The 22654-nt window shown below is 51.4% G+C and carries 25 protein-coding genes, 2 pseudogenes and 1 other annotated feature; of the genes and pseudogenes, 19 read left to right on the top strand and 8 right to left on the bottom strand.

The features are described 5' to 3' along the window. Window positions 1-2: 2 nt before the first annotated feature. Window positions 3-143 carry a 50S ribosomal protein L34 gene (rpmH, locus tag FEK47_RS17470; protein ID WP_000831330.1) on the bottom strand — a complete coding sequence of 47 codons (141 nt, stop codon included), beginning with the start codon at window positions 141-143 and terminating at the stop codon, window positions 3-5. 238 nt (window positions 144-381) lie between these two features. Next, the gene (locus tag FEK47_RS17465) at window positions 382-453 is read right to left on the bottom strand and encodes a hypothetical protein (protein ID WP_123057980.1); all 72 of its coding nucleotides are present in this window, start codon (window positions 451-453) and stop codon (window positions 382-384) included. A 296-nt stretch (window positions 454-749) separates the two neighbouring features. On the opposite strand from FEK47_RS17465, the gene dnaA reads away from it, so the two are divergent. From dnaA to yidA, 6 genes are all read left to right on the top strand, one after another. Continuing rightward, window positions 750-2150 carry a chromosomal replication initiator protein DnaA gene (gene dnaA, locus FEK47_RS17460; protein WP_000059100.1) on the top strand — a complete coding sequence of 467 codons (1401 nt, stop codon included), beginning with the start codon at window positions 750-752 and terminating at the stop codon, window positions 2148-2150. A 4-nt stretch (window positions 2151-2154) separates the two neighbouring features. Continuing rightward, window positions 2155-3255, top strand: coding sequence for a DNA polymerase III subunit beta (gene dnaN, locus FEK47_RS17455; RefSeq protein ID WP_000673464.1), 1101 nt, complete (start codon window positions 2155-2157; stop codon window positions 3253-3255). Then, window positions 3255-4328, top strand: coding sequence for a DNA replication/repair protein RecF (gene recF, locus FEK47_RS17450; protein WP_000060112.1), 1074 nt, complete (start codon window positions 3255-3257; stop codon window positions 4326-4328). The genes dnaN and recF overlap by 1 nt, the downstream gene beginning before the upstream one ends. 28 nt (window positions 4329-4356) lie before the next feature. Beyond that, window positions 4357-6771, top strand: coding sequence for a DNA topoisomerase (ATP-hydrolyzing) subunit B (gene gyrB, locus FEK47_RS17445; protein ID WP_130206798.1), 2415 nt, complete (start codon window positions 4357-4359; stop codon window positions 6769-6771). Window positions 6772-7010: 239 nt separating this feature from the next. Beyond that, window positions 7011-7409 (top strand): YidB family protein, encoded by a 399-nt coding sequence (locus tag FEK47_RS17440; RefSeq protein WP_205712847.1) that lies wholly within the window; start codon window positions 7011-7013, stop codon window positions 7407-7409. Between the two features lie 114 nt (window positions 7410-7523). Next, the gene (gene yidA, locus FEK47_RS17435) at window positions 7524-8336 is read left to right on the top strand and encodes a sugar-phosphatase (RefSeq protein ID WP_130215106.1); all 813 of its coding nucleotides are present in this window, start codon (window positions 7524-7526) and stop codon (window positions 8334-8336) included. A gap of 45 nt (window positions 8337-8381) precedes the next feature. On the opposite strand, the gene yidX is transcribed toward yidA, so the two are convergent. Further along, window positions 8382-9038, bottom strand: a complete 657-nt coding sequence (gene yidX / locus FEK47_RS17430; RefSeq protein WP_135487011.1) for a protein YidX — start codon at window positions 9036-9038, stop codon at window positions 8382-8384. 277 nt (window positions 9039-9315) lie between these two features. Between yidX and dgoR the strand changes: the two genes are divergently transcribed. The 5 genes and pseudogenes from dgoR to FEK47_RS17410 all read left to right on the top strand — a co-directional run bounded on the left by dgoR (window position 9316) and on the right by FEK47_RS17410 (window position 12757). Further along, window positions 9316-10005, top strand: coding sequence for a D-galactonate utilization transcriptional regulator DgoR (gene dgoR, locus FEK47_RS17425; RefSeq protein ID WP_000174297.1), 690 nt, complete (start codon window positions 9316-9318; stop codon window positions 10003-10005). A gap of 28 nt (window positions 10006-10033) precedes the next feature. Next, window positions 10034-10135, top strand: a pseudogene (locus FEK47_RS25505) (2-oxo-3-deoxygalactonate kinase); the annotation flags it as partial. Continuing rightward, window positions 10129-10200 (top strand): annotated as a pseudogene (locus FEK47_RS17420) (2-dehydro-3-deoxy-6-phosphogalactonate aldolase); the annotation flags it as partial. The pseudogenes FEK47_RS25505 and FEK47_RS17420, both read left to right, overlap by 7 nt. Beyond that, window positions 10197-11345 carry a galactonate dehydratase gene (gene dgoD / locus FEK47_RS17415; RefSeq protein WP_131161522.1) on the top strand — a complete coding sequence of 383 codons (1149 nt, stop codon included), beginning with the start codon at window positions 10197-10199 and terminating at the stop codon, window positions 11343-11345. The pseudogene FEK47_RS17420 and the gene dgoD, both read left to right, overlap by 4 nt. A 74-nt stretch (window positions 11346-11419) precedes the next feature. Further along, entirely contained in the window at window positions 11420-12757 is a 1338-nt protein-coding gene (locus tag FEK47_RS17410) for an MFS transporter (RefSeq protein ID WP_000253471.1), read from the top strand. Here FEK47_RS17410 and cbrA read toward each other — a convergent pair. After that, the gene (gene cbrA, locus FEK47_RS17405) at window positions 12718-13818 is read right to left on the bottom strand and encodes a colicin M resistance lipid reductase CbrA (protein WP_135486988.1); all 1101 of its coding nucleotides are present in this window, start codon (window positions 13816-13818) and stop codon (window positions 12718-12720) included. The two genes, FEK47_RS17410 and cbrA, sit on opposite strands and share 40 nt — an antisense overlap. Window positions 13819-13918: 100 nt before the next feature. On the opposite strand from cbrA, the gene FEK47_RS17400 reads away from it, so the two are divergent. Further along, window positions 13919-15133, top strand: coding sequence for a DUF3748 domain-containing protein (locus FEK47_RS17400; protein ID WP_205948677.1), 1215 nt, complete (start codon window positions 13919-13921; stop codon window positions 15131-15133). 1 nt (window position 15134) lies between these two features. Here the strand turns inward: FEK47_RS17400 and FEK47_RS17395 are convergent, their stop codons facing one another. Next, the gene (locus tag FEK47_RS17395) at window positions 15135-15467 is read right to left on the bottom strand and encodes a YceK/YidQ family lipoprotein (protein ID WP_130215114.1); all 333 of its coding nucleotides are present in this window, start codon (window positions 15465-15467) and stop codon (window positions 15135-15137) included. A gap of 238 nt (window positions 15468-15705) precedes the next feature. After that, window positions 15706-15778 (top strand) — a sequence feature (ROSE (Repression Of Heat Shock gene Expression) occurs in the 5'-region of heat shock genes and acts as an RNA thermometer to modulate expression.). On the opposite strand from FEK47_RS17395, the gene ibpA reads away from it, so the two are divergent. From ibpA to FEK47_RS17380, 3 genes are all read left to right on the top strand, one after another. After that, a complete protein-coding gene (gene ibpA / locus FEK47_RS17390; RefSeq protein ID WP_001243437.1) occupies window positions 15772-16185 on the top strand; it encodes a small heat shock chaperone IbpA in 414 nt (137 codons plus the stop codon). Its footprint overlaps the feature before it by 7 nt. Before the next feature lie 110 nt (window positions 16186-16295). Then, window positions 16296-16724, top strand: a complete 429-nt coding sequence (gene ibpB, locus FEK47_RS17385) for a small heat shock chaperone IbpB (protein WP_001243431.1) — start codon at window positions 16296-16298, stop codon at window positions 16722-16724. Between the two features lie 196 nt (window positions 16725-16920). Further along, entirely contained in the window at window positions 16921-18582 is a 1662-nt protein-coding gene (locus FEK47_RS17380) for a putative transporter (RefSeq protein WP_130206782.1), read from the top strand. Window positions 18583-18659: 77 nt separating this feature from the next. Here FEK47_RS17380 and yidI read toward each other — a convergent pair whose 3' ends face one another. Then, on the bottom strand, window positions 18660-19109 hold the full coding sequence (yidI, locus tag FEK47_RS17375; protein WP_135486989.1) for a protein YidI: 450 nt from the start codon (window positions 19107-19109) through the stop codon (window positions 18660-18662). Window positions 19110-19217: 108 nt separating this feature from the next. Between yidI and FEK47_RS17370 the strand changes: the two genes are divergently transcribed. From FEK47_RS17370 to FEK47_RS17360, 3 genes are read left to right on the top strand one after another with little or no spacing between them, the layout of a single operon-like run. Next, a complete protein-coding gene (locus FEK47_RS17370; protein WP_000703955.1) occupies window positions 19218-19565 on the top strand; it encodes a YidH family protein in 348 nt (115 codons plus the stop codon). Then, window positions 19555-19917 (top strand): DUF202 domain-containing protein, encoded by a 363-nt coding sequence (locus tag FEK47_RS17365; RefSeq protein ID WP_130206779.1) that lies wholly within the window; start codon window positions 19555-19557, stop codon window positions 19915-19917. The genes FEK47_RS17370 and FEK47_RS17365 overlap by 11 nt, the downstream gene beginning before the upstream one ends. Then, window positions 19914-20411 (top strand): radical SAM protein, encoded by a 498-nt coding sequence (locus FEK47_RS17360; RefSeq protein WP_135486990.1) that lies wholly within the window; start codon window positions 19914-19916, stop codon window positions 20409-20411. The genes FEK47_RS17365 and FEK47_RS17360 overlap by 4 nt, the downstream gene beginning before the upstream one ends. A 7-nt stretch (window positions 20412-20418) precedes the next feature. Here the strand turns inward: FEK47_RS17360 and emrD are convergent, their stop codons facing one another. Both emrD and tisB read right to left on the bottom strand, forming a co-directional pair. Next, entirely contained in the window at window positions 20419-21603 is a 1185-nt protein-coding gene (gene emrD / locus FEK47_RS17355) for a multidrug efflux MFS transporter EmrD (RefSeq protein ID WP_130206777.1), read from the bottom strand. Between the two features lie 297 nt (window positions 21604-21900). Further along, window positions 21901-21990 (bottom strand): type I toxin-antitoxin system toxin TisB, encoded by a 90-nt coding sequence (gene tisB, locus FEK47_RS17350; protein ID WP_000060506.1) that lies wholly within the window; start codon window positions 21988-21990, stop codon window positions 21901-21903. Between the two features lie 563 nt (window positions 21991-22553). Here tisB and ivbL point away from each other — a divergent pair. Beyond that, entirely contained in the window at window positions 22554-22652 is a 99-nt protein-coding gene (gene ivbL / locus FEK47_RS17345; RefSeq protein ID WP_001300753.1) for an ilvB operon leader peptide IvbL, read from the top strand. The last annotated feature ends 2 nt before the right edge of the window (window positions 22653-22654 follow it).

The raw sequence follows: 22654 nt of genomic DNA, 5'->3' as shown, positions 1-22654 counted from the left end.
TATTACTTAGAAACGGTCAGACGAGCGCGGCCTTTAGCACGACGACGTGCCAGAACCTGACGACCATTTTTAGTAGCCATACGAGCACGGAAGCCGTGAGAACGGTTGCGCTTCAGTACAGACGGTTGAAAAGTGCGTTTCATGGCGATTTCTACCTAAACTTGAATAAATTCAATGGCTTTATTGGATATCCGCCGAAAAATGAAACGATGGACACCGAAGCCATGGGTGATTAAAGAGGCCGGATTGTAATAATTGTACACTCCGGAGTCAATTCTCTTTCCTTATTTACCGCGCTTTTCCGCACCTTTTCGCTGAGAAAATGTACGGTCTCACACCAGTGAAAACCAGCATGGCGCGCCGGGGCGAGGATTATACGGGCTACCGGGTAAAGCGCAAGGATCGTCCAGGATCTTTATTAGATCGATTAAGCCTAATTTTGTCTAAGGTCATTAAATTTTCCAATATGCGGCGTAAATCGTGCCCGCCTTGCGGCAGGATCGTTTACACTTAGCGAGTTCTGGAAAGCCCTGTGGATAAATCGGGAAAATCTGTGAGAAACAGAAGATCTCTTGCGCAGTTTAGGCTATGATCCGCGGTCCCGATCGTTTTGCAGGATCTTGATCGGGCATATAACCGCAGACAGCGGTTCGTGCGTCACCCTCATGCAGGGTCTTTTCGACGTGCGTCAACAATCATGAATGTTTCAGCCTTAGTCATAATCGACTTTTGTTCGAGTGGAGTCCGCCGTGTCACTTTCGCTTTGGCAGCAGTGTCTTGCCCGATTGCAGGATGAGTTACCAGCCACAGAATTCAGTATGTGGATACGCCCATTGCAGGCGGAACTGAGCGATAACACGCTGGCCTTGTACGCGCCAAACCGTTTTGTCCTCGATTGGGTAAGGGACAAGTACCTCAATAATATCAATGGACTGCTAACCAGTTTCTGTGGAGCGGATGCCCCACAGCTGCGTTTTGAAGTGGGCACAAAGCCCGTGACACAAACGCTGAAAGTCCCTGCCAGCAATACAGTTGCACCCGCTCAGGCAGCGCAGGTGCAGCCGCAACGTGCTGCGCCTTCTACGCGCTCAGGCTGGGATAACGTTCCGGCTCCGGCAGAACCGACCTATCGTTCCAACGTCAACGTTAAACATACGTTTGATAACTTCGTCGAAGGTAAATCTAACCAACTGGCGCGCGCGGCGGCTCGCCAGGTGGCAGACAACCCGGGCGGCGCCTATAACCCGCTGTTCCTTTATGGCGGCACGGGGCTGGGTAAAACTCACCTGCTGCATGCGGTGGGTAATGGCATTATGGCGCGCAAGCCGAATGCCAAAGTGGTTTATATGCACTCCGAACGCTTTGTTCAGGACATGGTAAAAGCCCTGCAAAACAATGCGATCGAAGAGTTTAAACGCTACTACCGTTCCGTTGATGCGCTGCTGATCGACGATATTCAGTTTTTCGCCAATAAAGAACGATCCCAGGAAGAGTTTTTCCATACCTTTAACGCCCTGCTGGAAGGTAATCAGCAGATCATCCTCACGTCGGATCGCTATCCGAAAGAGATCAACGGTGTTGAGGATCGTTTGAAATCTCGCTTCGGCTGGGGGCTGACTGTGGCGATCGAACCGCCAGAGCTGGAAACCCGCGTGGCGATCCTGATGAAAAAGGCCGACGAAAACGACATTCGTTTGCCGGGCGAAGTGGCGTTCTTTATCGCCAAGCGTCTACGATCTAACGTACGTGAGTTGGAAGGGGCGCTGAACCGCGTCATTGCTAACGCCAACTTTACCGGACGGGCGATCACGATTGACTTCGTACGTGAGGCGCTGCGCGACTTACTGGCTTTGCAGGAAAAACTGGTCACTATCGACAATATTCAGAAGACGGTGGCAGAGTACTACAAGATCAAAGTTGCGGATCTCCTTTCCAAACGTCGATCCCGCTCGGTAGCGCGTCCACGTCAGATGGCGATGGCGCTGGCGAAAGAACTGACTAACCACAGTCTGCCGGAGATTGGCGATGCGTTTGGTGGTCGTGACCACACGACGGTGCTTCATGCCTGCCGTAAGATCGAGCAATTGCGTGAAGAGAGCCACGATATCAAAGAAGATTTCTCTAATTTAATCAGAACATTGTCATCGTAAACCTATGAAATTTACCGTAGAACGTGAGCATTTATTAAAACCGCTACAACAGGTGAGCGGTCCGTTAGGTGGTCGTCCTACGCTACCGATTCTCGGTAATCTGCTGTTACAGGTTGCTGACGGTACGTTGTCGCTGACCGGTACTGATCTCGAGATGGAAATGGTGGCACGCGTTGCGCTGGTTCAGCCGCACGAACCAGGGGCGACGACCGTTCCGGCGCGCAAATTCTTTGATATCTGCCGTGGTCTGCCTGAAGGCGCGGAAATTGCCGTGCAGCTGGAAGGTGAGCGGATGCTGGTGCGCTCCGGGCGTAGCCGTTTTTCGCTGTCTACCCTGCCAGCGGCGGATTTCCCGAACCTCGATGACTGGCAGAGCGAAGTCGAATTTACCCTGCCACAGGCGACGATGAAGCGTCTGATTGAAGCGACCCAGTTTTCGATGGCGCATCAGGACGTTCGTTATTACTTAAACGGTATGCTGTTTGAAACCGAAGGTGAAGAACTGCGCACTGTGGCGACCGACGGCCACCGTCTGGCAGTCTGTTCAATGCCAATTGGTCAATCTTTGCCAAGCCATTCGGTGATCGTGCCGCGTAAAGGCGTGATTGAACTGATGCGTATGCTCGACGGCGGCGACAATCCGCTGCGCGTGCAGATTGGCAGCAACAACATTCGCGCTCACGTTGGCGACTTTATCTTCACCTCGAAACTGGTGGATGGTCGCTTCCCGGATTACCGCCGCGTTCTGCCGAAGAACCCGGACAAACATCTGGAAGCTGGCTGCGATCTGCTCAAGCAGGCGTTTGCTCGTGCGGCAATTCTCTCTAACGAGAAATTCCGCGGTGTGCGTCTGTATGTCAGCGAAAACCAGCTGAAAATCACCGCCAACAACCCAGAACAGGAAGAAGCGGAAGAGATCCTCGACGTTACCTATAGCGGTGCGGAGATGGAAATCGGCTTCAACGTGAGCTATGTGCTGGATGTCCTGAACGCGCTGAAATGCGAAAACGTGCGCATGATGCTGACCGATTCGGTTTCCAGCGTGCAGATTGAAGATGCCGCATCACAGTCGGCTGCCTATGTTGTCATGCCAATGAGACTGTAATGTCCCTCACCCGCTTGTTGATCCGCGATTTCCGCAATATCGAAACCGCGGATCTCGCTTTATCTCCCGGCTTTAACTTTCTGGTAGGTGCCAACGGCAGTGGCAAAACCAGCGTGCTGGAAGCCATCTATACGCTCGGCCATGGTCGGGCGTTTCGCAGTTTGCAGATTGGTCGCGTTATTCGCCATGAGCAGGAAGCGTTTGTGCTCCACGGGCGTTTGCAGGGCGAAGAGCGCGAGACAGCAATTGGCTTAACCAAAGACAAACAGGGCGACAGCAAAGTCCGCATCGACGGTACTGACGGGCATAAAGTCGCGGAGCTGGCGCATCTGATGCCGATGCAACTGATAACGCCAGAAGGGTTTACTTTACTCAACGGCGGCCCCAAATACAGAAGAGCATTCCTCGACTGGGGATGCTTTCACAACGAACCTGGATTTTTCACCGCCTGGAGCAATCTCAAGCGGTTGCTCAAGCAGCGTAATGCGGCGCTGCGCCAGGTGACTCGTTACGAACAGCTACGCCCGTGGGATAAAGAATTGATCCCGCTGGCGGAGCAAATCAGCACCTGGCGCGCGGAGTATAGCGCCGGTATCGCGGCCGATATGGCTGATACCTGTAAGCAATTTCTCCCTGAGTTTTCTCTGACTTTCTCTTTCCAGCGCGGCTGGGAGAAAGAGACAGAATATGCTGAGGTGCTGGAACGTAATTTTGAACGCGATCGCCAGCTAACCTACACCGCGCACGGCCCGCATAAAGCGGACTTACGCATTCGCGCTGACGGTGCGCCGGTGGAAGATACCTTATCGCGTGGGCAGCTTAAACTGCTGATGTGCGCCTTACGTCTGGCGCAAGGAGAGTTCCTCACCCGTGAAAGTGGGCGGCGGTGTCTCTACCTGATAGATGATTTTGCCTCTGAGCTTGATGATGAGCGTCGCGGGCTGCTTGCCAGCCGCTTAAAAGCGACGCAATCACAGGTCTTTGTCAGCGCGATCAGTGCTGAACACGTTATAGACATGTCGGACGAAAATTCGAAGATGTTTACCGTGGAAAAGGGTAAAATAACGGATTAACCCAAGTATAAATGAGCGAGAAACGTTGATGTCGAATTCTTATGACTCCTCCAGTATCAAAGTCCTGAAAGGGCTGGATGCGGTGCGTAAGCGCCCGGGTATGTATATCGGCGACACGGATGACGGCACCGGTCTGCACCACATGGTATTCGAGGTGGTAGATAACGCTATCGACGAAGCGCTCGCGGGTCACTGTAAAGAAATTATCGTCACCATTCACGCCGATAACTCTGTCTCTGTACAGGACGATGGGCGCGGTATTCCGACCGGTATTCACCCGGAAGAGGGCGTATCGGCGGCGGAAGTGATCATGACCGTGCTGCACGCAGGCGGTAAATTTGACGATAACTCCTATAAAGTGTCCGGCGGTCTGCACGGCGTTGGTGTTTCGGTAGTAAACGCCCTGTCGCAAAAACTGGAGCTGGTTATCCAGCGCGAGGGTAAAATTCACCGTCAGATCTACGAACACGGTGTACCGCAGGCTCCGCTGGCGGTTACCGGCGACACCGATAAAACCGGCACGATGGTGCGTTTCTGGCCCAGCCTCGAAACCTTCACCAATGTGACCGAGTTCGAATATGAAATTCTGGCGAAACGTCTGCGTGAGTTGTCGTTCCTCAACTCCGGCGTCTCCATTCGTCTGAAAGACAAGCGTGATGGTAAAGAAGACCACTTCCACTATGAAGGCGGTATCAAGGCGTTCGTTGAGTATCTGAACAAGAACAAAACGCCGATCCACCCGAATATCTTCTACTTCTCCACCGAAAAAGACGGTATCGGCGTTGAAGTGGCGCTGCAGTGGAACGATGGCTTCCAGGAAAACATCTACTGCTTTACCAACAACATTCCGCAGCGTGACGGCGGTACTCACCTGGCAGGCTTCCGTGCGGCGATGACCCGTACCCTGAACGCCTACATGGACAAAGAAGGCTACAGCAAAAAAGCGAAAGTCAGCGCCACTGGCGATGATGCGCGTGAAGGCCTGATTGCCGTTGTCTCCGTGAAAGTGCCGGACCCGAAATTCTCCTCCCAGACCAAAGACAAACTGGTTTCTTCTGAGGTGAAATCGGCGGTTGAACAGCAGATGAACGAACTGCTGGCAGAATACCTGCTGGAAAATCCGACCGACGCGAAAATCGTGGTTGGCAAAATTATCGATGCTGCCCGCGCCCGTGAAGCTGCGCGCCGCGCTCGTGAAATGACCCGTCGTAAAGGTGCGCTCGACTTAGCGGGCCTGCCGGGCAAACTGGCGGACTGTCAGGAACGCGATCCGGCGCTCTCTGAACTGTACCTTGTGGAAGGGGACTCTGCGGGCGGCTCTGCGAAGCAGGGGCGTAACCGCAAGAACCAGGCGATTCTGCCGTTGAAAGGTAAAATCCTCAACGTCGAGAAAGCCCGCTTCGATAAGATGCTGGCTTCCCAGGAAGTGGCGACGCTGATCACCGCGCTTGGCTGCGGGATTGGTCGTGACGAGTACAACCCGGACAAACTGCGTTATCACAGCATCATCATCATGACCGATGCGGACGTCGACGGTTCGCACATTCGTACGCTGCTGTTGACCTTCTTCTATCGTCAGATGCCGGAAATCATCGAACGCGGTCACGTTTACATTGCCCAGCCGCCGCTGTACAAAGTGAAGAAAGGTAAGCAGGAACAGTACATTAAAGACGATGAAGCGATGGATCAGTACCAAATCTCCATCGCACTGGATGGTGCTTCCTTACATACCAACGCCAGCGCACCAGCTTTAGCGGGTGAAGCGTTAGAAAAACTGGTGTCTGAGTACAATGCGGCGCAGAAAATGATCGTGCGTATGGAGCGTCGTTATCCGAAAGCAATGCTGAAAGAGCTTATCTATCAGCCAACGCTGACGGAAGCCGACCTCTCTGATGAGCAGACCGTTACCCGCTGGGTGAACGCGCTGGTCAGCGAACTGAACGACAAAGAGCAACACGGCAGCCAGTGGAAGTTTGATGTCCACACCAATGCCGAGAAAAACCTGTTCGAGCCGATTGTTCGCGTGCGTACCCACGGCGTGGATACTGACTACCCGCTGGATCACGAGTTCATCACCGGTGGCGAATATCGTCGTATCTGCACTCTGGGCGAGAAACTGCGTGGCTTGCTGGAAGAAGATGCGTTTATCGAACGTGGCGAGCGTCGTCAGCCGGTAGCCAGCTTCGAGCAGGCGCTGGACTGGCTGGTGAAAGAGTCCCGTCGTGGCCTCTCCATCCAGCGTTATAAAGGTCTGGGCGAGATGAACCCGGAACAGCTGTGGGAAACCACCATGGACCCGGAAAGCCGTCGTATGCTGCGCGTTACCGTTAAAGATGCGATTGCCGCCGACCAGTTGTTCACCACGCTGATGGGCGACGCCGTTGAACCGCGTCGTGCATTTATTGAAGAGAACGCCCTGAAAGCGGCGAATATCGATATTTAATGGCGTTAACAATGCGAGCGTGCCTGATGCGCTACGCTTATCAGGCCTACAAGACTCATGCAATATATTGAATTTTCATGATTTTGTAGGCTGGAGAAGGCGTTAACGCCGCATCCGGCAAGAAGCTTTAAGAAAAGGGCGGAAATTATCTCCGCCCTTTTTATTTCTGCAATCCGCAATTATCATCCCGCAGAACTATACTTTTTGAGTCAACACGTAACGCTTTACAGGTGATTATCATGGGGCTTTTTGATGAAGTTGTCGGTGCCTTTCTGAAAGGCGATGCGGGGAAATATCAGGCGATTTTAAGTTGGGTTGAGGAGCAGGGCGGCATTCAGGTGCTGCTGGAAAAACTGCAAAGTGGCGGCTTAGGTGCCATTCTCACATCCTGGTTGAGTAACCAACAAAGTAATCAACCGGTGAGCGGAGAACAACTGGAGTCGGCGCTCGGCACAAATGCGGTGTCCGATCTCGGGCAAAAACTCGGTGTTGATACCAGTGCTGCTTCCAACATGCTGGCGGAACAATTGCCGAAGATTATTGATGCTCTATCGCCGCAGGGCGAAGTTTCGCCGCAAGCCAATAACGATTTGCTTTCCGCAGGCATGGAACTGCTGAAAGGAAAACTTTTCCGCTAAGCAAAAGGGGAGCACGCAACGCGCGTTGCATCCCCGTTTTCCCTCAGGTGTTGTACTGATTTTTGAGCGCAATCGCGTTAGCATGGGTCAGGAAACAATCTACCTGGGGAACTCATGGCTATCAAACTCATTGCTATCGATATGGATGGCACCCTTCTGCTGCCCGATCATACCATTTCACCCGCCGTTAAAAATGCGATTGCCGCAGCTCGCGCCCGTGGCGTGAATGTCGTGCTAACGACGGGGCGCCCTTATGCAGGCGTTCACAACTACCTGAAAGAACTGCACATGGAACAGCCAGGCGACTACTGCATTACTTACAACGGCGCGCTGGTACAGAAGGCTGCTGATGGCAGCACCGTGGCGCAAACAGCATTGAGCTATGACGACTATCGTTTCCTGGAAAAACTCTCTCGCGAAGTCGGTTCTCATTTTCACGCCCTGGACCGCACCACGCTGTACACCGCCAACCGCGATATCAGCTACTACACGGTGCATGAATCCTTCGTTGCCACCATTCCGCTGGTATTCTGCGAAGCGGAAAGAATGGACCCCAATATACAGCTCCTGAAAGTGATGATGATTGATGAACCCGCCATCCTCGACCAGGCCATCGCGCGCATTCCACAGGAAGTGAAAGAGAAATACACCGTGCTGAAAAGTGCGCCGTACTTCCTCGAAATCCTCGATAAACGCGTTAACAAAGGTACGGGTGTGAAATCACTGGCCGACGTGTTAGGTATTAAACCGGAAGAAATCATGGCGATTGGCGATCAGGAAAACGACATCGCAATGATTGAATATGCAGGTGTTGGTGTGGCAATGGATAACGCTATTCCTTCGGTGAAAGAAGTGGCGAACTTTGTCACCAAATCCAACCTTGAAGATGGCGTGGCGTTTGCTATTGAGAAATATGTGCTGAATTAATCAGTGGGCGGGCAAACAGCATGAATGCGTTTGCCCGCTTACTGATTATTGGTTTACTGCATATATAACCAGGAATTGCAGCGGTGCAGTAATGATGTCCAGCGTAACAGTCACTGGCAGTAATGCTGCGGTAACACCATCCGGAATGCCACTGGATGAATAGTATTCATAAAATCGCACTTTAAATGGATGGTAGAAAGCCATCACCTTTGAGTAATCCATGTTTTTATTTTTCTCATGGATTGTGCCTTTGAGGTTTTCCAGTGACCTGGTACAGTGTTGAACACCACAGGCAAAACCATAATGCGTTGCCAGTGCCTTTTCTTCTTCGTTATTCCAGTAGTAGTAAAGCGATAACGTGCCGGTAAATTTCTTTTTCCCCGCGTTTAAAACAAATCTTGCGTCGTCAGCAACCTGAATATTATGCCTGTTTAGTGCTGGATCATTGAGCATCTTAACGATGTCATCGGCGCCGTCAGTGATAAGGTAATCCAGAGATTCCCCCACAAAAACATAGCCTTTTGTTCCGTTACTATCTTTTGCCTGCGATAGCCCCGTGATGGTGTCTGACTGCGATTGATACTTTCCTGAAGTACCCTTTGCGGTATGGGAAACCAGGGCATACGAGATACAGCCTGAAAGCATCAGCGCCAGTGGGAATAAACCAGCAGCCTTAAAAAATCCTTTAAAATTCAACTTCATGATTAATCCTTTAAACGAGTAGCTAAGCCGTTGAAAGCATACTCTTCTTTCCCTCCTGATTAGCGCCTGATATCCCTTTTCAGATTTCTGCCCGACGCATGTCATTTTTTTATGCATTGTTCTTTTTGTGATCTAAATTGTAGTACAACAATATAAATTTGTACTACATTACGCGCACGGCAAACGCGAATGTCATCACGCTGGTACTACAAAGTTGCCGCGTTATGCATCGATCGGGGTAAAGTAGGGAAGAACATACAGAGCACAAGGACTCTCCATGACTCTCAATAAAACCGATCGCATCGTCATTACGCTGGGTAAACAGATCGTTCACGGCAAATACGTGCCAGGCTCGCCGCTTCCGGCCGAGGCGGAACTCTGTGAGGAGTTTGCAACCTCGCGCAACATCATCCGTGAAGTGTTCCGTTCGCTGATGGCGAAGCGGCTGATTGAAATGAAACGTTATCGCGGGGCGTTTGTGGCAGCGCGTAACCAGTGGAATTACCTCGACACTGACGTACTGCAATGGGTGCTGGAAAACGACTACGATCCACGGCTTATCAGTGCAATGAGCGAAGTACGAAATCTGGTGGAACCTGCGATTGCCCGCTGGGCGGCGGAGCGCGCGACTTCCAGCGATCTGGCGCAGATTGAATCGGCGCTGAACGAGATGATTGCCAACAATCAGGATCGCGAGGCGTTTAACGAAGCGGATATTCGCTATCACGAGGCGGTACTGCAATCGGTGCATAACCCGGTATTACAGCAACTTAGCATCGCGATCAGTTCGCTGCAGCGGGCGGTTTTTGAACGAACCTGGATGGGCGATGAGGCCAACATGCCGCAAACGCTCCAGGAACATAAGGCGCTGTTCGATGCGATACGGCATCAGGACGGCGATGCGGCAGAGCAGGCGGCGCTTACCATGATCGCCAGCTCGACACGAAGGTTAAAGGAAATCACATGACAGTGTGCTACATCGCAATTGACTGGGGAATATCTCTATAACCCCCAGCGTGTGCCTCTCTCATGACGATAACCACAATGATATGCGTGGTGAAGAAACCCAATTGCACGGCGCGCAGGCACCGGGCAATCCGTAGAACGTACCACGTAGCAGGCAGCAGCATTTGTTAAGGCGTATCGAGAGGCAGTGCAATGAAAATCACCAAAATTACCACGTATCGTTTACCTCCCCGTTGGATGTTCCTGAAAATTGAAACCGATGAAGGCGTGGTCGGTTGGGGCGAGCCAGTGATTGAAGGCCGCGCGCGCACGGTTGAAGCGGCAGTTCACGAGCTGGGTGACTATTTGATTGGTCAGGATCCATCGCGCATCAATGACTTATGGCAAGTGATGTATCGCGCCGGATTTTATCGTGGCGGTCCAATCCTGATGAGCGCCATCGCCGGGATCGACCAGGCGTTATGGGATATCAAAGGCAAAGTGCTGAATGCGCCAGTCTGGCAACTGATGGGCGGCCTGGTCCGTGACAAAATCAAAGCCTATAGTTGGGTCGGTGGCGATCGTCCGGCGGATGTTATCGACGGCATTAAAACCCTGCGTGAAATTGGCTTCGATACCTTCAAACTGAACGGTTGTGAAGAACTGGGGCTAATTGATAACTCCCGCGCGGTAGATGCGGCAGTCAACACCGTGGCACAAATTCGTGAAGCTTTTGGCAATCAGATTGAGTTTGGTCTTGATTTCCACGGTCGCGTCAGCGCGCCGATGGCGAAAGTGCTGATTAAAGAACTGGAACCGTACCGCCCGCTGTTTATTGAAGAGCCGGTGCTGGCGGAACAAGCCGAATACTACCCGAAACTGGCGGCACAAACGCATATTCCACTGGCAGCGGGTGAGCGCATGTTCTCACGCTTCGATTTTAAACGTGTGCTGGAGGCGGGCGGTATTTCGATTCTGCAACCGGATCTCTCCCACGCAGGCGGTATTACCGAATGCTACAAAATTGCCGCAATGGCAGAAGCCTATGATGTGACCCTCGCGCCTCACTGTCCGCTCGGACCGATTGCACTGGCGGCTTGCCTGCATATCGACTTTGTTTCCTATAACGCGGTACTTCAGGAACAAAGTATGGGCATTCATTACAACAAAGGCGCGGAGTTACTCGACTTTGTGAAAAACAAAGAAGACTTCAGCATGGTCGGCGGCTTCTTTAAACCGCTAACGAAACCGGGCTTAGGCGTGGAAATCGACGAAGCTAAAGTTATTGAGTTCAGTAAAAATGCCCCGGACTGGCGTAATCCGCTCTGGCGTCATGAAGATAACAGCGTAGCAGAGTGGTAATTCCTGCCACGTAAGCCCCTCATCGGGCACTAAAACAGCAATACAAAAATATAACCCTCTGTACATTACAGGGCATGGTGAGCGGCTTCGCTATGCCCAAAATCTGGAGAAAGCTCGCTATGGATATTCCCGTTAATGCAGCAAAGCCGGGGCGTCGGCGTTATCTGACGCTGGTGATGATCTTTATTACGGTGGTCATTTGTTATGTTGACCGCGCTAACCTGGCCGTGGCTTCCGCCCATATTCAGGAAGAGTTCGGCATTACGAAAGCGCAAATGGGCTATGTATTTTCGGCCTTCGCCTGGCTTTATACGCTATGTCAGATCCCCGGCGGTTGGTTTTTAGATCGCGTAGGTTCACGCGTGACTTATTTTATTGCGATATTTGGCTGGTCAGTGGCGACTTTATTCCAGGGCTTTGCCACGGGATTAATGTCATTAATTGGTCTGCGCGCGATAACCGGTATTTTCGAAGCGCCCGCTTTCCCGACCAATAACCGGATGGTGACCAGCTGGTTCCCGGAACATGAACGTGCTTCCGCCGTTGGTTTTTATACGTCTGGTCAGTTTGTCGGTCTGGCGTTTCTGACTCCGCTGCTGATCTGGATTCAGGAGATGTTGAGCTGGCACTGGGTGTTCATTGTCACCGGTGGTATCGGCATTATCTGGTCGCTGATTTGGTTTAAGGTTTATCAGCCGCCGCGCCTGACCAAAGGCATCAGCAAAGCTGAACTGGATTACATTCGTGATGGCGGCGGTCTGGTGGATGGCGATGCGCCGGTGAAAAAAGAGGCACGTCAGCCGTTAACAGCCAAAGACTGGAAACTGGTGTTCCATCGTAAACTGATCGGCGTCTATCTTGGGCAATTTGCGGTGGCTTCTACACTGTGGTTTTTCTTAACCTGGTTCCCGAACTATTTAACCCAGGAAAAAGGAATCACAGCGCTGAAAGCAGGCTTTATGACCACGGTGCCATTCCTCGCGGCGTTTGTTGGCGTCCTGCTCTCTGGCTGGGTCGCGGATCTGCTGGTACGTAAGGGCTTTTCACTGGGCTTTGCGCGTAAAACGCCGATTATCTGCGGCTTGCTGATCTCCACCTGCATTATGGGCGCTAACTACACCAACGATCCGATGATGATTATGTGCCTGATGGCGCTGGCATTCTTTGGCAACGGTTTTGCTTCGATTACCTGGTCGCTGGTTTCTTCTCTGGCACCGATGCGCCTGATTGGTTTAACCGGCGGCGTGTTTAACTTTGCCGGTGGTCTGGGCGGCATCACCGTTCCGCTGGTGGTGGGATACCTGGCGCAGGGTTACGGTTTCGCACCTGCACTGGTTTATATTTCCGCCGTCGCGTTGATTGGCGCGCTCTCTTACATCCTGCTGGTGGGCGATGTGAAGCGCGTTGGATAATCTTTCAACTGTGGAATATGCGCCACACCACTGCGCATAATCCACTTTCTTAAAGCCGGTGCGGTCAGGCATCGGCTTTTTACTATCTTGCCGAAGAGTTTTAAACGCAGTTTGCGGGTGGCGCGCCAGTAGGCGGCGTTGCTCTTCTCCGGCTGCTTCAGTAACACCGCACGCAGAATGTCTGCGCTATCCAGCGCATAGCTTATCCCCTCCAGCGAGCTGGCGCTGATAAATCCCGCCGCTTCACCAATCAGAAAGGCGTTGTCCTTACCGCAGACAAAATCCTGCCAGCGTGAGGGAAACAGCACCGTGCATTTTTCGCTTTTCACCGCCTTACCAAACTGGAACTGAAAGGCGCTCATTTTCTCTTTCAGCGTCGTGAAACGCGTCTGACCGTCTTTCATTGGATAGGCACCGCCAAAGATAAAATAACCGTCTTTGCTGATACTCCATGAATAACAGTCAGTTATCGCATTATCAAAGATGCAGGAGTAGAACGGCACCGGATGTTTCTCTGCGAACCACTGCTGGATAGCAACATATTTACGAATTTGATGGTCCGGGTAGAGATGTCGCCGTACCATCGAGTTGGCACCATCGGCACCGACCAGATAGCGGGCGGTAATATGCTGCTCCCAGCCGTCTGCGCGAAAAATGACATGCCATTTATCATCCTCACGCCAGATTTTTCGACACAGGCTGTCGTGGTAAACCTCAACGCTGGCGGGGATCAGCGATTTCATCCACAAGTCGAAAGCATGGCGATTAATATTGATATAGCTTCGCTGGTAGTTACGCGTGAGCGATGCGGCGACGTCGACGGTTTTGACGCTGAAAATCTGCGGGTTGGCGATCACATCGACAGGAAGCGTCAGCCCATCGCGAATAAAAGAACGCTGCGCGTCCGGTGCCAGCAGACCGCCGCAAGGCTTGCTGAAACCTTCAGTACCATGCTGGTGCTTTTTATCCAGCGCGATCACCTGCATTTTGCCTGCTAACTTTCGCGCCAACGCCGACCCTGCCGGGCCGAGGCCAATAATCGCCACGTCAAAATGTTCCATCTTTTCACTCACATTCATCACGATGGCAAAAGACTAATGTCTGAAAGTGAAGTCCTTGTGAAGTATGATGGCGGGAACCGTTTTGTATCAGGACCGCGCCATGAAACAGATAACCTTTGCTCCCCGTAATCACCTGCTCACCAATACCAATACCTGGACGCCCGACAGCCAGTGGCTGGTATTTGACGTGCGTCCTTCTGGCGCGTCGTTTACCGGTGAGACCATTGAGCGTGTGAATATCCATACCGGCGAGGTCGAGGTTATCTACCGCGCGTCACAGGGCGCGCACGTCGGTGTGGTGACCGTTCATCCGAAGTCAGAGAAGTATGTCTTCATCCACGGCCCTGAAAATCCTGATGAAACATGGCATTACGATTTCCATCACCGTCGTGGCGTGGTTGTTGAAGGCGGCAAGATGAGCAATCTCGATGCAATGGATATTACCTTTCCGTACACTCCAGGGGCGTTACGCGGTGGCAGTCATGTACATGTCTTTAGCCCGAACGGTGAAATGGTGAGTTTTACCTATAACGACCACGTGCTGCATGAACGCGATCCAGCGCTGGATTTGCGAAACGTCGGGGTGGCAGCGCCGTTTGGTCCGGTCAATGTGCAAAAGCAGCATCCACGTGAATACAGAGGTAGCCACTGGTGCGTGCTGGTGAGTAAAACAACGCCCACGCCGCAGCCGGGCAGCGATGAAATCAATCGTGCTTATGAAGAAGGATGGGTAGGAAACCACGCTCTGGCGTTTATTGGCGATACGCTTTCGCAAAAGGGCGAGAAAGTGCCGGAGCTGTATATTGTTGAATTGCCGCAAGATGAAAACGGCTGGAAATTGCCGGGCGACGCGCCGTTAAGCGGAACGGAATCAACTCTGCCCGCGCCACCGCGTGGCGTCGTGCAGCGACGTTTAACCTTTACCCACCATCGGGCTTATCCGGGGTTAGTCAACGTCCCGCGCCACTGGGTGCGGTGTAACCCGCAAGGAACGCAAATCGCGTTTTTAATGCGTGATGATAACGGTATTGTGCAACTGTGGCTTATCTCGCCACAGGGCGGCGAACCGCGCCAGTTAACCCATAACAAAACGGATATTCAGTCAGCATTCAACTGGCATCCATCGGGAGAATGGCTGGGCGTTGTGCTGGATAACCGTATTGCCTGCGTACACGCGCAAAGCGGCGAAGTTGAGTATTTAACCGAAAATCACGCCAACTCACCTTCGGCGGACGCGGTGGTCTTCTCGCCGGATGGTCAATGGCTGGCGTGGATGGAAGCCGGCCAGTTGTGGATAACCAAAACTGGCCGCTAAATCAGTTCACGGGCATTCTGGCTGGTGGAATGACGGCATTGATGGCTTGCGCGTCGGCTTCGCTTTTTTCCACGCGCGAGCGCACTGAACTGTCTTTGCGGAACGCATCCCATGGCAGAAGTAGCGTATCCATGACTGCGGTAAATGGCATATCGAGAATTGCCAGCGATTTGGTTCCCCAGTTTGTTGTGTCATCACCAATCATGGTGGCACTGGCGCGGGTGCCGGGATACGTTCCCTCCTTCCCCCCGGTATGGGACATTACGCTGGAGCATCCTCCGAGTAATGCCATTCCGCTGCATATCATGAACGCTAACAACACATTTCTTATCATAATAAATTCATCTGTTGATCGTGGGTGTTGGCATGATGTGTTATAGCGATCCCTTGCTGAAAATAACATCATCATTACGTCGCACTGTGGCGGCTATCGCACTTTAACGTTTCGTGCTGCCCCCCAGTCTATGCAATAGACCACAAACTGCAAAAAAAAGTCCGTCGAAAAGACTTGAAAAGTGCATATCCAGACCCATTTTTATACCGTAGCCAATGAGAACACGCCTGATGGGTGTTCTGGCTATCCGACCTGTCCATTGTGGAAGGTCTTACATTCTCGCTGATTTCAGGAGCTATTAATTATGCGTAACTTTGATTTATCCCCGCTTTACCGTTCTGCTATTGGATTTGATCGTTTGTTTAACCACTTAGAAAACAACCAGAGCCAGAGTAATGGCGGCTACCCTCCGTACAATGTTGAACTGGTAGACGAAAACCATTACCGCATTGCTATCGCGGTGGCTGGCTTTGCCGAAAGTGAACTGGAAATTACCGCCCAGGACAATCTGCTGGTGGTGAAAGGTGCTCACGCCGACGAACAAAAAGAGCGCACCTATCTGTACCAGGGCATCGCTGAACGCAACTTTGAACGTAAATTCCAGTTAGCTGAGAACATTCATGTTCGTGGCGCTAACCTGGTGAACGGTCTGCTGTATATCGATCTCGAACGCGTGATTCCGGAAGCGAAAAAACCGCGCCGTATCGAAATCAACTAATTCCCTAAGGCCGCAGTGCGCGGCCTGACATTTGATGCTCGCCGTCAGGGAGCATATGCGAATCTTCGGATTTGCAGGTACTTACTCGCTTCTTAGAAGGAGAAATGACTATGCGTAACTTCGATTTATCCCCACTGATGCGTCAATGGATCGGTTTTGACAAACTGGCCAACGCACTGCAAAACGCCGGTGAAAGCCAGAGCTTCCCGCCGTACAACATTGAGAAAAGCGACGATAACCACTACCGCATTACCCTTGCGCTGGCAGGTTTTCGTCAGGAAGATTTAGAGATTCAACTGGAAGGAACGCGCCTGAGCGTAAAAGGCACGCCGGAGCAGCCAAAAGAAGAGAAGAAATGGCTGCACCAAGGGCTTATGAATCAGCCGTTTAGCCTGAGCTTTACGCTGGCTGAAAATATGGAAGTCTCTGGCGCAACCTTCGTTAATGGTTTACTGCATATTGATTTAATTCGTAATGAGCCTGAACCCATCGCAGCGCAGCGTATCGCTATCAGCGAACGTCCCGCGTTAAATAGCTAATTAGCTATTCTCTTTGCCCCGCCAGTTTGGTGGGGCTTTTTTTTGCCTGCAATCTTCAACAATGTTTTAATTTTCGCCAATTTAAGATGTTCCGGCACTTTCTTTACCGTGATAATGTGCGCCATAAGGCAAATCTGCTTCACCGATTCAGCCATAATCCGTAGCAATTAAAATGTTATTTCAAGAGAAATGGACGATGAGTGATATAGCATTAACGGTCAGTATTCTGGCTTTGGTGGCGGTCGTCGGGTTGTTTATCGGCAACGTCAAGTTTCGCGGTGTTGGATTGGGCATTGGCGGCGTGCTGTTCGGTGGGATCATCGTCGGCCATTTTGTTTCACAGGCTGGGATGACATTAAGCAGCGACATGCTGCATGTTATCCAGGAATTTGGTCTGATCCTGTTCGTTTATACTATCGGTATTCAGGTGGGGCCGGGCTTCTTTGCCTCGTTGCGTGTCTCCGGATTACGCCTCAATTTGTTTGCTGTTTTGGTTGTCATCCTCGGTGGTCTGGTCACCGCCATCCTGCATAAACTTTTCGATATTCCACTTCCCGTGGTACTGGGGATTTTCTCCGGCGCGGTCACCAATACGCCTGCGCTGGGGGCAGGGCAGCAGATCTTGCGTGACCTGGGGACACCGATGGAGATGGTCGATCAAATGGGGATGAGCTATGCGATGGCGTATCCATTTGGGATTTGCGGCATTTTGTTCACTATGTGGATGCTGCGGGTTATTTTCCGCGTCAATGTTGAGACTGAGGCGTTGCAACACGAGTCCACGCGGACTAACGGTAGCGTGCTGATCAGGACCATTAACATTCGTGTTGATAACCCTAACTTACATAATTTAGCGATTAAAGATGTACCGATTCTCAATGGCGATAAAGTTATCTGCTCGCGATTGAAACGAGAGGAAACCCTCAAAGTACCTTCTCCGGAAACCATTATTCAGTTGGGCGATTTGCTTCATCTGGTGGGGCAGCCTGCGGATTTACATAATGCGCAATTGGTGATTGGTCAGGAAGTGGATACCTCGCTGTCGACGAAAGGCACCGATCTGCGCGTCGAACGCGTGGTGGTCACCAATGAGAATGTGCTTGGTAAACGTATTCGCGACCTGCACTTTAAGGAGCGCTATGACGTCGTTATTTCGCGCCTGAACCGTGCTGGCGTTGAATTAGTTGCAAGTAGCGATATTAGCCTGCAATTTGGCGATATTCTCAACCTGGTTGGACGCCCGTCCGCGATTGATGCCGTTGCTAATGTATTAGGTAATGCGCAGCAAAAATTGCAACAGGTACAAATGTTACCGGTGTTTATTGGTATTGGGCTTGGCGTATTGTTGGGTTCCATTCCGGTGTTTGTGCCTGGATTCCCGGCTGCGTTGAAGTTGGGGCTGGCGGGCGGTCCGCTGATTATGGCGCTGATCCTCGGGCGTATCGGCAGCATTGGTAAGCTTTACTGGTTTATGCCGCCAAGTGCCAACCTGGCGCTGCGCGAACTGGGTATCGTACTGTTTCTCTCGGTAGTTGGCCTGAAATCCGGCGGCGATTTTATCCATACACTGGTGGATGGCGAAGGGTTAAGCTGGATAGGCTATGGCGCATTGATTACTGCAATTCCGCTGATCACGGCTGGCATTCTGGCGCGGATGTTAGTCAAAATGAATTATCTCACGATGTGCGGGATGCTCGCGGGTTCAATGACCGATCCTCCGGCGCTGGCGTTTGCCAATAATCTTCATCCTACCAGTGGTGCGGCGGCGCTCTCTTACGCCACGGTGTATCCATTAGTCATGTTCCTGCGCATTATCACACCGCAGTTACTGGCGGTGCTTTTCTGGAGTATCGGCTAACTCCTTTTTGGGTGGAGTTACCGTCAATGGTACTCCACCTGGTATTCACAATGCATTTCTGAACATTACCGCGTTGCTTAAACCAGTGAACCGCCGGTCAGGAAGGAAAAGATAAGGAATATCAGCAAAATGCTGCACACGATGCCGATACCAAAAAGCAAGGTATGGAAAGCCAGCGTCCCGCCGCCAAATACCAATGCGCCTCGAATGCCCCAGCGATTTTCCTTACGCATACCGCCAATAAATGCGCAAAGTAGCGCAGCAATGGCCAGTGCGATACCGACTTGATCGAGGATTTTATCGACATCAACCGTCTCTTTTTTCTCCACCGTAGTAATTTTTTCACCTTTTATTCCGGCGAGGAGACCTCTTTTAATTTCAGCCGTTTTGTCCGCCACGATGCTTTCCAGCGTTGGTGGTGGCGCGGCAAAAGGGCCGAATGAAAAGTGGATAATACCCATCAATAAAGCGATGGCACCGAACAGCATGCCCAGTGAACTGCTTTTATTTTGCGCTATGATACCCATCTGACCTCCTTGTAATGGATGGCAAAAGCATATCAGGAAACGGGCGGACGAAATTCTTAAAAATAACCGCTAAAGGCAGAGCGTTAGTGAAAGTGCAAAGGAGCAACAATGAAAATTTCCCGCCTCGGAGAAGCGCCTGATTACCGCTTTTCGTTGGCTAATGAACGTACATTTCTGGCATGGATCCGTACCGCGTTGGGATTTCTGGCGGCGGGCGTCGGGTTGGATCAACTTGCGCCAGACTTCGCCACGCCCGTCATTCGTGAGCTGCTGGCGTTATTGTTATGCCTGTTTTCCGGCGGGTTAGCGATGTATGGCTATCTGCGCTGGTTACGCAATGAAAAAGCGATGCGTCTGAAAGAGGACTTACCCTATACCAACAGCTTATTAATCATCAGTTTAATATTGATGATCGTAGCGGTAATAGTCATGGGGCTGGTGCTGTATGCCGGATAGTCGCAAAGCCAGACGCATTGCTGATCCCGGACTTCAGCCAGAACGGACATCGTTGGCGTGGTTTCGCACCATGCTGGGCTATGGCGCGCTGATGGCGCTGGCAATTAAACACAACTGGCATCAGGCCGGCGCGTTGTTCTGGATTTCTATTGGCATCCTCGCCATTGTGGCATTAATACTTTGGCGCTATACCCGTAATCGTAATTTAATGGATGTGACTAATAGTGATTTTTCTCAATTTAACGTAATCCGTGACAAATTTATGATCTCCCTCGCGGTGTTATCTCTTGCAATACTGTTTGCTGTAACGCATATACATCAACTAATCGTATTGATTGAGAGAGTCGCATGACAGGAAGTCAGGTTGTAAATGCTGAAGAGGACAGGCATAAATTGGTTGTAGAGTATAAAGATGCGCTACAACCTGCCGATTTTTATCAGAATTTCAAACAGCGGGGTCTTCGCTCCGTGCAACTTATTCCCCATATAGAATTTGATGACCGGGGCGAGCTGACAGCTTCTTCGGTGACGGCTGAACTGTGGGGGCAATTTTTAATCGCTCTGTTCGAGCATTGGGTGCGTGCAGATATTGGTCGTATATCAGTCGAACTTTTTGACGCCACGCTGCAAAAATGGTGCGGGAGTGAAAACGTACAACTTTGGCGGGAGTGTCAGGTGTGCGACTGGCATCGCTTGTGCCGGCATTCCCAGGAGGATTCTCCTGGCAACGTGCTTTGTGTTGGCTATCAAGCTTTTTATTCCCACTCTGCGCCGCACATGCGGGTGATGCGTGACCTGATAAAGCAGCATCGTTCTCCCATGGAGTTGATGACGATGCTGCGGTGACGTGAGCTTAAACAGGCTGCCCCTGATGCGACATCCGCGTCGCCAGCGGTAGCCAGCACAGCACGATCAACAATCCCATTAAGGTCATCAACAACCCCAGGCTGCCCTGACCGGTTTGCGGCAGCATCGCGGAGAGCGACGCCAGCACGCCGGAACCAATGTTTTGCAGGCCGCCGACCAGCGCACCAGCCGTGCCAGCCAGGAAGGGGAATGGCTCCATTGCGCCGCTGGTTGCCAGCGGAAACAGCATCCCGGCACCGAAAAAGAACAGCGCGGCGGGAACGAGCAACGTCCAGACATTCATCACGCTAAACCAGCCGGGGATCCACATCATCATTCCTGCCAACAGGCAGCAGATAACCGACTGCCACATTAACGTAGAGAAGCGTTTATTCGGTCGACCAGCAAACCATGCGCCGAAGAATGCCGCTGGAATTGGCAGAATAAACAAAATACTGACTGTCATACTGCTCAACCCTAACACTGCCCCCATCAACACACCGGAACAGGCTTCGAAAGCGGCAATCCCTGCCAGACCACCAATTAACATCAGCAAATAGCAGTTAAAGCTGCCATTGCCAAAGAGTGTTTTATAACTGGTGAGCAGGCGCGTACGCGGCGCATCGACAGGGCGTGTTTCCGGCATCCAGCGCGCCATGCTGAACGTCACACTGGCACAAAGCACCAGTAAAAACAGATAACAGGCCCGCCAGCTCCACAGGGTATTCAGCAGGCCGCCAATGAGTGGTGCGAGCAACGGACTTACGAGAATCCCCATATTTAACATGCTATTAGCGTGACGAAGCTGTGTCCGTTCATATAAATCACGCGGCAATGTACGCGCCATTACGCCGCCGACCCCGGTCCCCATCCCCTGAATCGCACTGGCGGCAATTAACACCGTCAGGCTGGAAGTGGTGACTGCCACCAGTGTCGCCAACATAAAAATGGACATTCCGACGAGGATCACCGGGCGGCGTCCCACCCTGTCGGAAATTGGGCCATAAAATAGTTGTGAGATACCGTAGGTCAGCAGATAAGCGCCCATTACGCTCTGCACCGCCCCTTCACGGACGTTGAGATCTTGTGCCATATCGGCAATAGCAGGAATATAAATAGTTTGTGCCATCTGACCGACGGCCACGAGTAATACCAACATCAATAATAAATTGACGTTTCTATGCCTTTTCATTATCACGGACGCTTTTAAAAATATATTTAGAATAAGTTACTACGCATTCGAATAAATGCAGGAGAGGAATCTATCACATTGATAAATGTTAGCCAGATATATATACGGAATGATGAATAACAAAACGGCAGAAAATATAAACAACAGCGGCAATAAATGTTGCCGGAAGGGACTTTAGCTTAAATAAATACTGTGGGCCGGATAAGATGCGTCAGCATCGCATACGACACCAATCTGCCAGCAGAATATGAAAGGGGAGCGGTTTCCCGCTCCCCTTTAGTGCGGCTTGAATCTGAATCACTTCAGGTATTTCAGAACAGCATCAAGCAGTTGCAGTGCAGCAACAATGAGTTTGAGGATAAGAATGGCAATATCCACCAGGCTCATACGCGTCTCCTGTGGTTCAGGAGCACTGCCAGCTGACGTACCTTTCCGCTGCCTGTTGCCAGCTGTTGCGCACGCAGCTTCTTCAGAAGAAACGTTGTGCTTGTTGACATAACACAGTGTGCTCACGCGGGGTTAAGGCGCTGACGGCACCACCCGTTTCAGCCAGGACTTAGTGCGCCGGGTAACGATGCGGCCCCGCATAACACATTGCGTACATTGATATTATAGAATTATACTGTATAAATAAACAGTAAAAATTAGACAAAATCAAAACTGTGATCGATACTCAATTATGCGCTAAATAAGTCAAAATTCGTGCCGAAATTGCGCGTTCTGCGCGGAACACGTATACTTTCAGTGTTGACATAACACAGTGTGCTTTGCGGTTACCAGCCGCGGGCGGCTGACAAAACCTCGCTCCGGCGGGGTTTTTTGTTACCTGCGTTTCAGTACAAAACGTGATCAATCCCCCAATTATTCCTTGATGAAAAATTTTCCATTGTCTCCCCTGTAAAGCTGTGCTTGTATAAATATTGTTAAACACAAAACCAACAAGGTCCCCAATGACTACTTCCATGCTCAACGCAAAACTACTACCAACTGCGCCATCCGCCGCAGTGGTCGTCGTGCGTGTGGTGGTGGTCGTCGGCAATGCGCCGTAGGG

The sequence above is a fragment of the Escherichia sp. E3659 genome (assembly GCF_005781135.1).
GTDB lineage: Bacteria > Pseudomonadota > Gammaproteobacteria > Enterobacterales > Enterobacteriaceae > Escherichia.
Note: the sequence above shows the minus strand (reverse complement) of the source record. Positions and strands in the feature narration are given on the sequence as shown.

Bases quoted from the DNA above. Each gene is read 5' to 3' on its own strand.
- gyrB (WP_130206798.1), top strand. From the start codon at position 4,357: ATGTCGAATTCTTATGACTCCTCCAGTATCAAAGTCCTGAAAGGGCTG.
- dgoD (WP_131161522.1), top strand. From the start codon at position 10,197: ATGAAAATCACCAAAATTACCACGTATCGTTTACCTCCCCGTTGGATG.
- rpmH (WP_000831330.1), bottom strand. From the start codon at position 143: ATGAAACGCACTTTTCAACCGTCTGTACTGAAGCGCAACCGTTCTCAC.
- FEK47_RS17410 (WP_000253471.1), top strand. From the start codon at position 11,420: ATGGTGAGCGGCTTCGCTATGCCCAAAATCTGGAGAAAGCTCGCTATG.
- yidX (WP_135487011.1), bottom strand. From the start codon at position 9,038: ATGAAGTTGAATTTTAAAGGATTTTTTAAGGCTGCTGGTTTATTCCCA.
- tisB (WP_000060506.1), bottom strand. From the start codon at position 21,990: ATGAGCCTGGTGGATATTGCCATTCTTATCCTCAAACTCATTGTTGCT.
- ivbL (WP_001300753.1), top strand. From the start codon at position 22,554: ATGACTACTTCCATGCTCAACGCAAAACTACTACCAACTGCGCCATCC.
- dnaN (WP_000673464.1), top strand. From the start codon at position 2,155: ATGAAATTTACCGTAGAACGTGAGCATTTATTAAAACCGCTACAACAG.
- emrD (WP_130206777.1), bottom strand. From the start codon at position 21,603: ATGAAAAGGCATAGAAACGTCAATTTATTATTGATGTTGGTATTACTC.
- FEK47_RS17395 (WP_130215114.1), bottom strand. From the start codon at position 15,467: ATGATAAGAAATGTGTTGTTAGCGTTCATGATATGCAGCGGAATGGCA.
- yidI (WP_135486989.1), bottom strand. From the start codon at position 19,109: ATGGGTATCATAGCGCAAAATAAAAGCAGTTCACTGGGCATGCTGTTC.
- FEK47_RS17370 (WP_000703955.1), top strand. From the start codon at position 19,218: ATGAAAATTTCCCGCCTCGGAGAAGCGCCTGATTACCGCTTTTCGTTG.
- FEK47_RS17440 (WP_205712847.1), top strand. From the start codon at position 7,011: ATGGGGCTTTTTGATGAAGTTGTCGGTGCCTTTCTGAAAGGCGATGCG.
- FEK47_RS17360 (WP_135486990.1), top strand. From the start codon at position 19,914: ATGACAGGAAGTCAGGTTGTAAATGCTGAAGAGGACAGGCATAAATTG.
- cbrA (WP_135486988.1), bottom strand. From the start codon at position 13,818: ATGGAACATTTTGACGTGGCGATTATTGGCCTCGGCCCGGCAGGGTCG.
- ibpB (WP_001243431.1), top strand. From the start codon at position 16,296: ATGCGTAACTTCGATTTATCCCCACTGATGCGTCAATGGATCGGTTTT.
- ibpA (WP_001243437.1), top strand. From the start codon at position 15,772: ATGCGTAACTTTGATTTATCCCCGCTTTACCGTTCTGCTATTGGATTT.
- FEK47_RS17380 (WP_130206782.1), top strand. From the start codon at position 16,921: ATGAGTGATATAGCATTAACGGTCAGTATTCTGGCTTTGGTGGCGGTC.
- yidA (WP_130215106.1), top strand. From the start codon at position 7,524: ATGGCTATCAAACTCATTGCTATCGATATGGATGGCACCCTTCTGCTG.
- FEK47_RS17365 (WP_130206779.1), top strand. From the start codon at position 19,555: ATGCCGGATAGTCGCAAAGCCAGACGCATTGCTGATCCCGGACTTCAG.
- recF (WP_000060112.1), top strand. From the start codon at position 3,255: ATGTCCCTCACCCGCTTGTTGATCCGCGATTTCCGCAATATCGAAACC.
- FEK47_RS17400 (WP_205948677.1), top strand. From the start codon at position 13,919: ATGAAACAGATAACCTTTGCTCCCCGTAATCACCTGCTCACCAATACC.
- dgoR (WP_000174297.1), top strand. From the start codon at position 9,316: ATGACTCTCAATAAAACCGATCGCATCGTCATTACGCTGGGTAAACAG.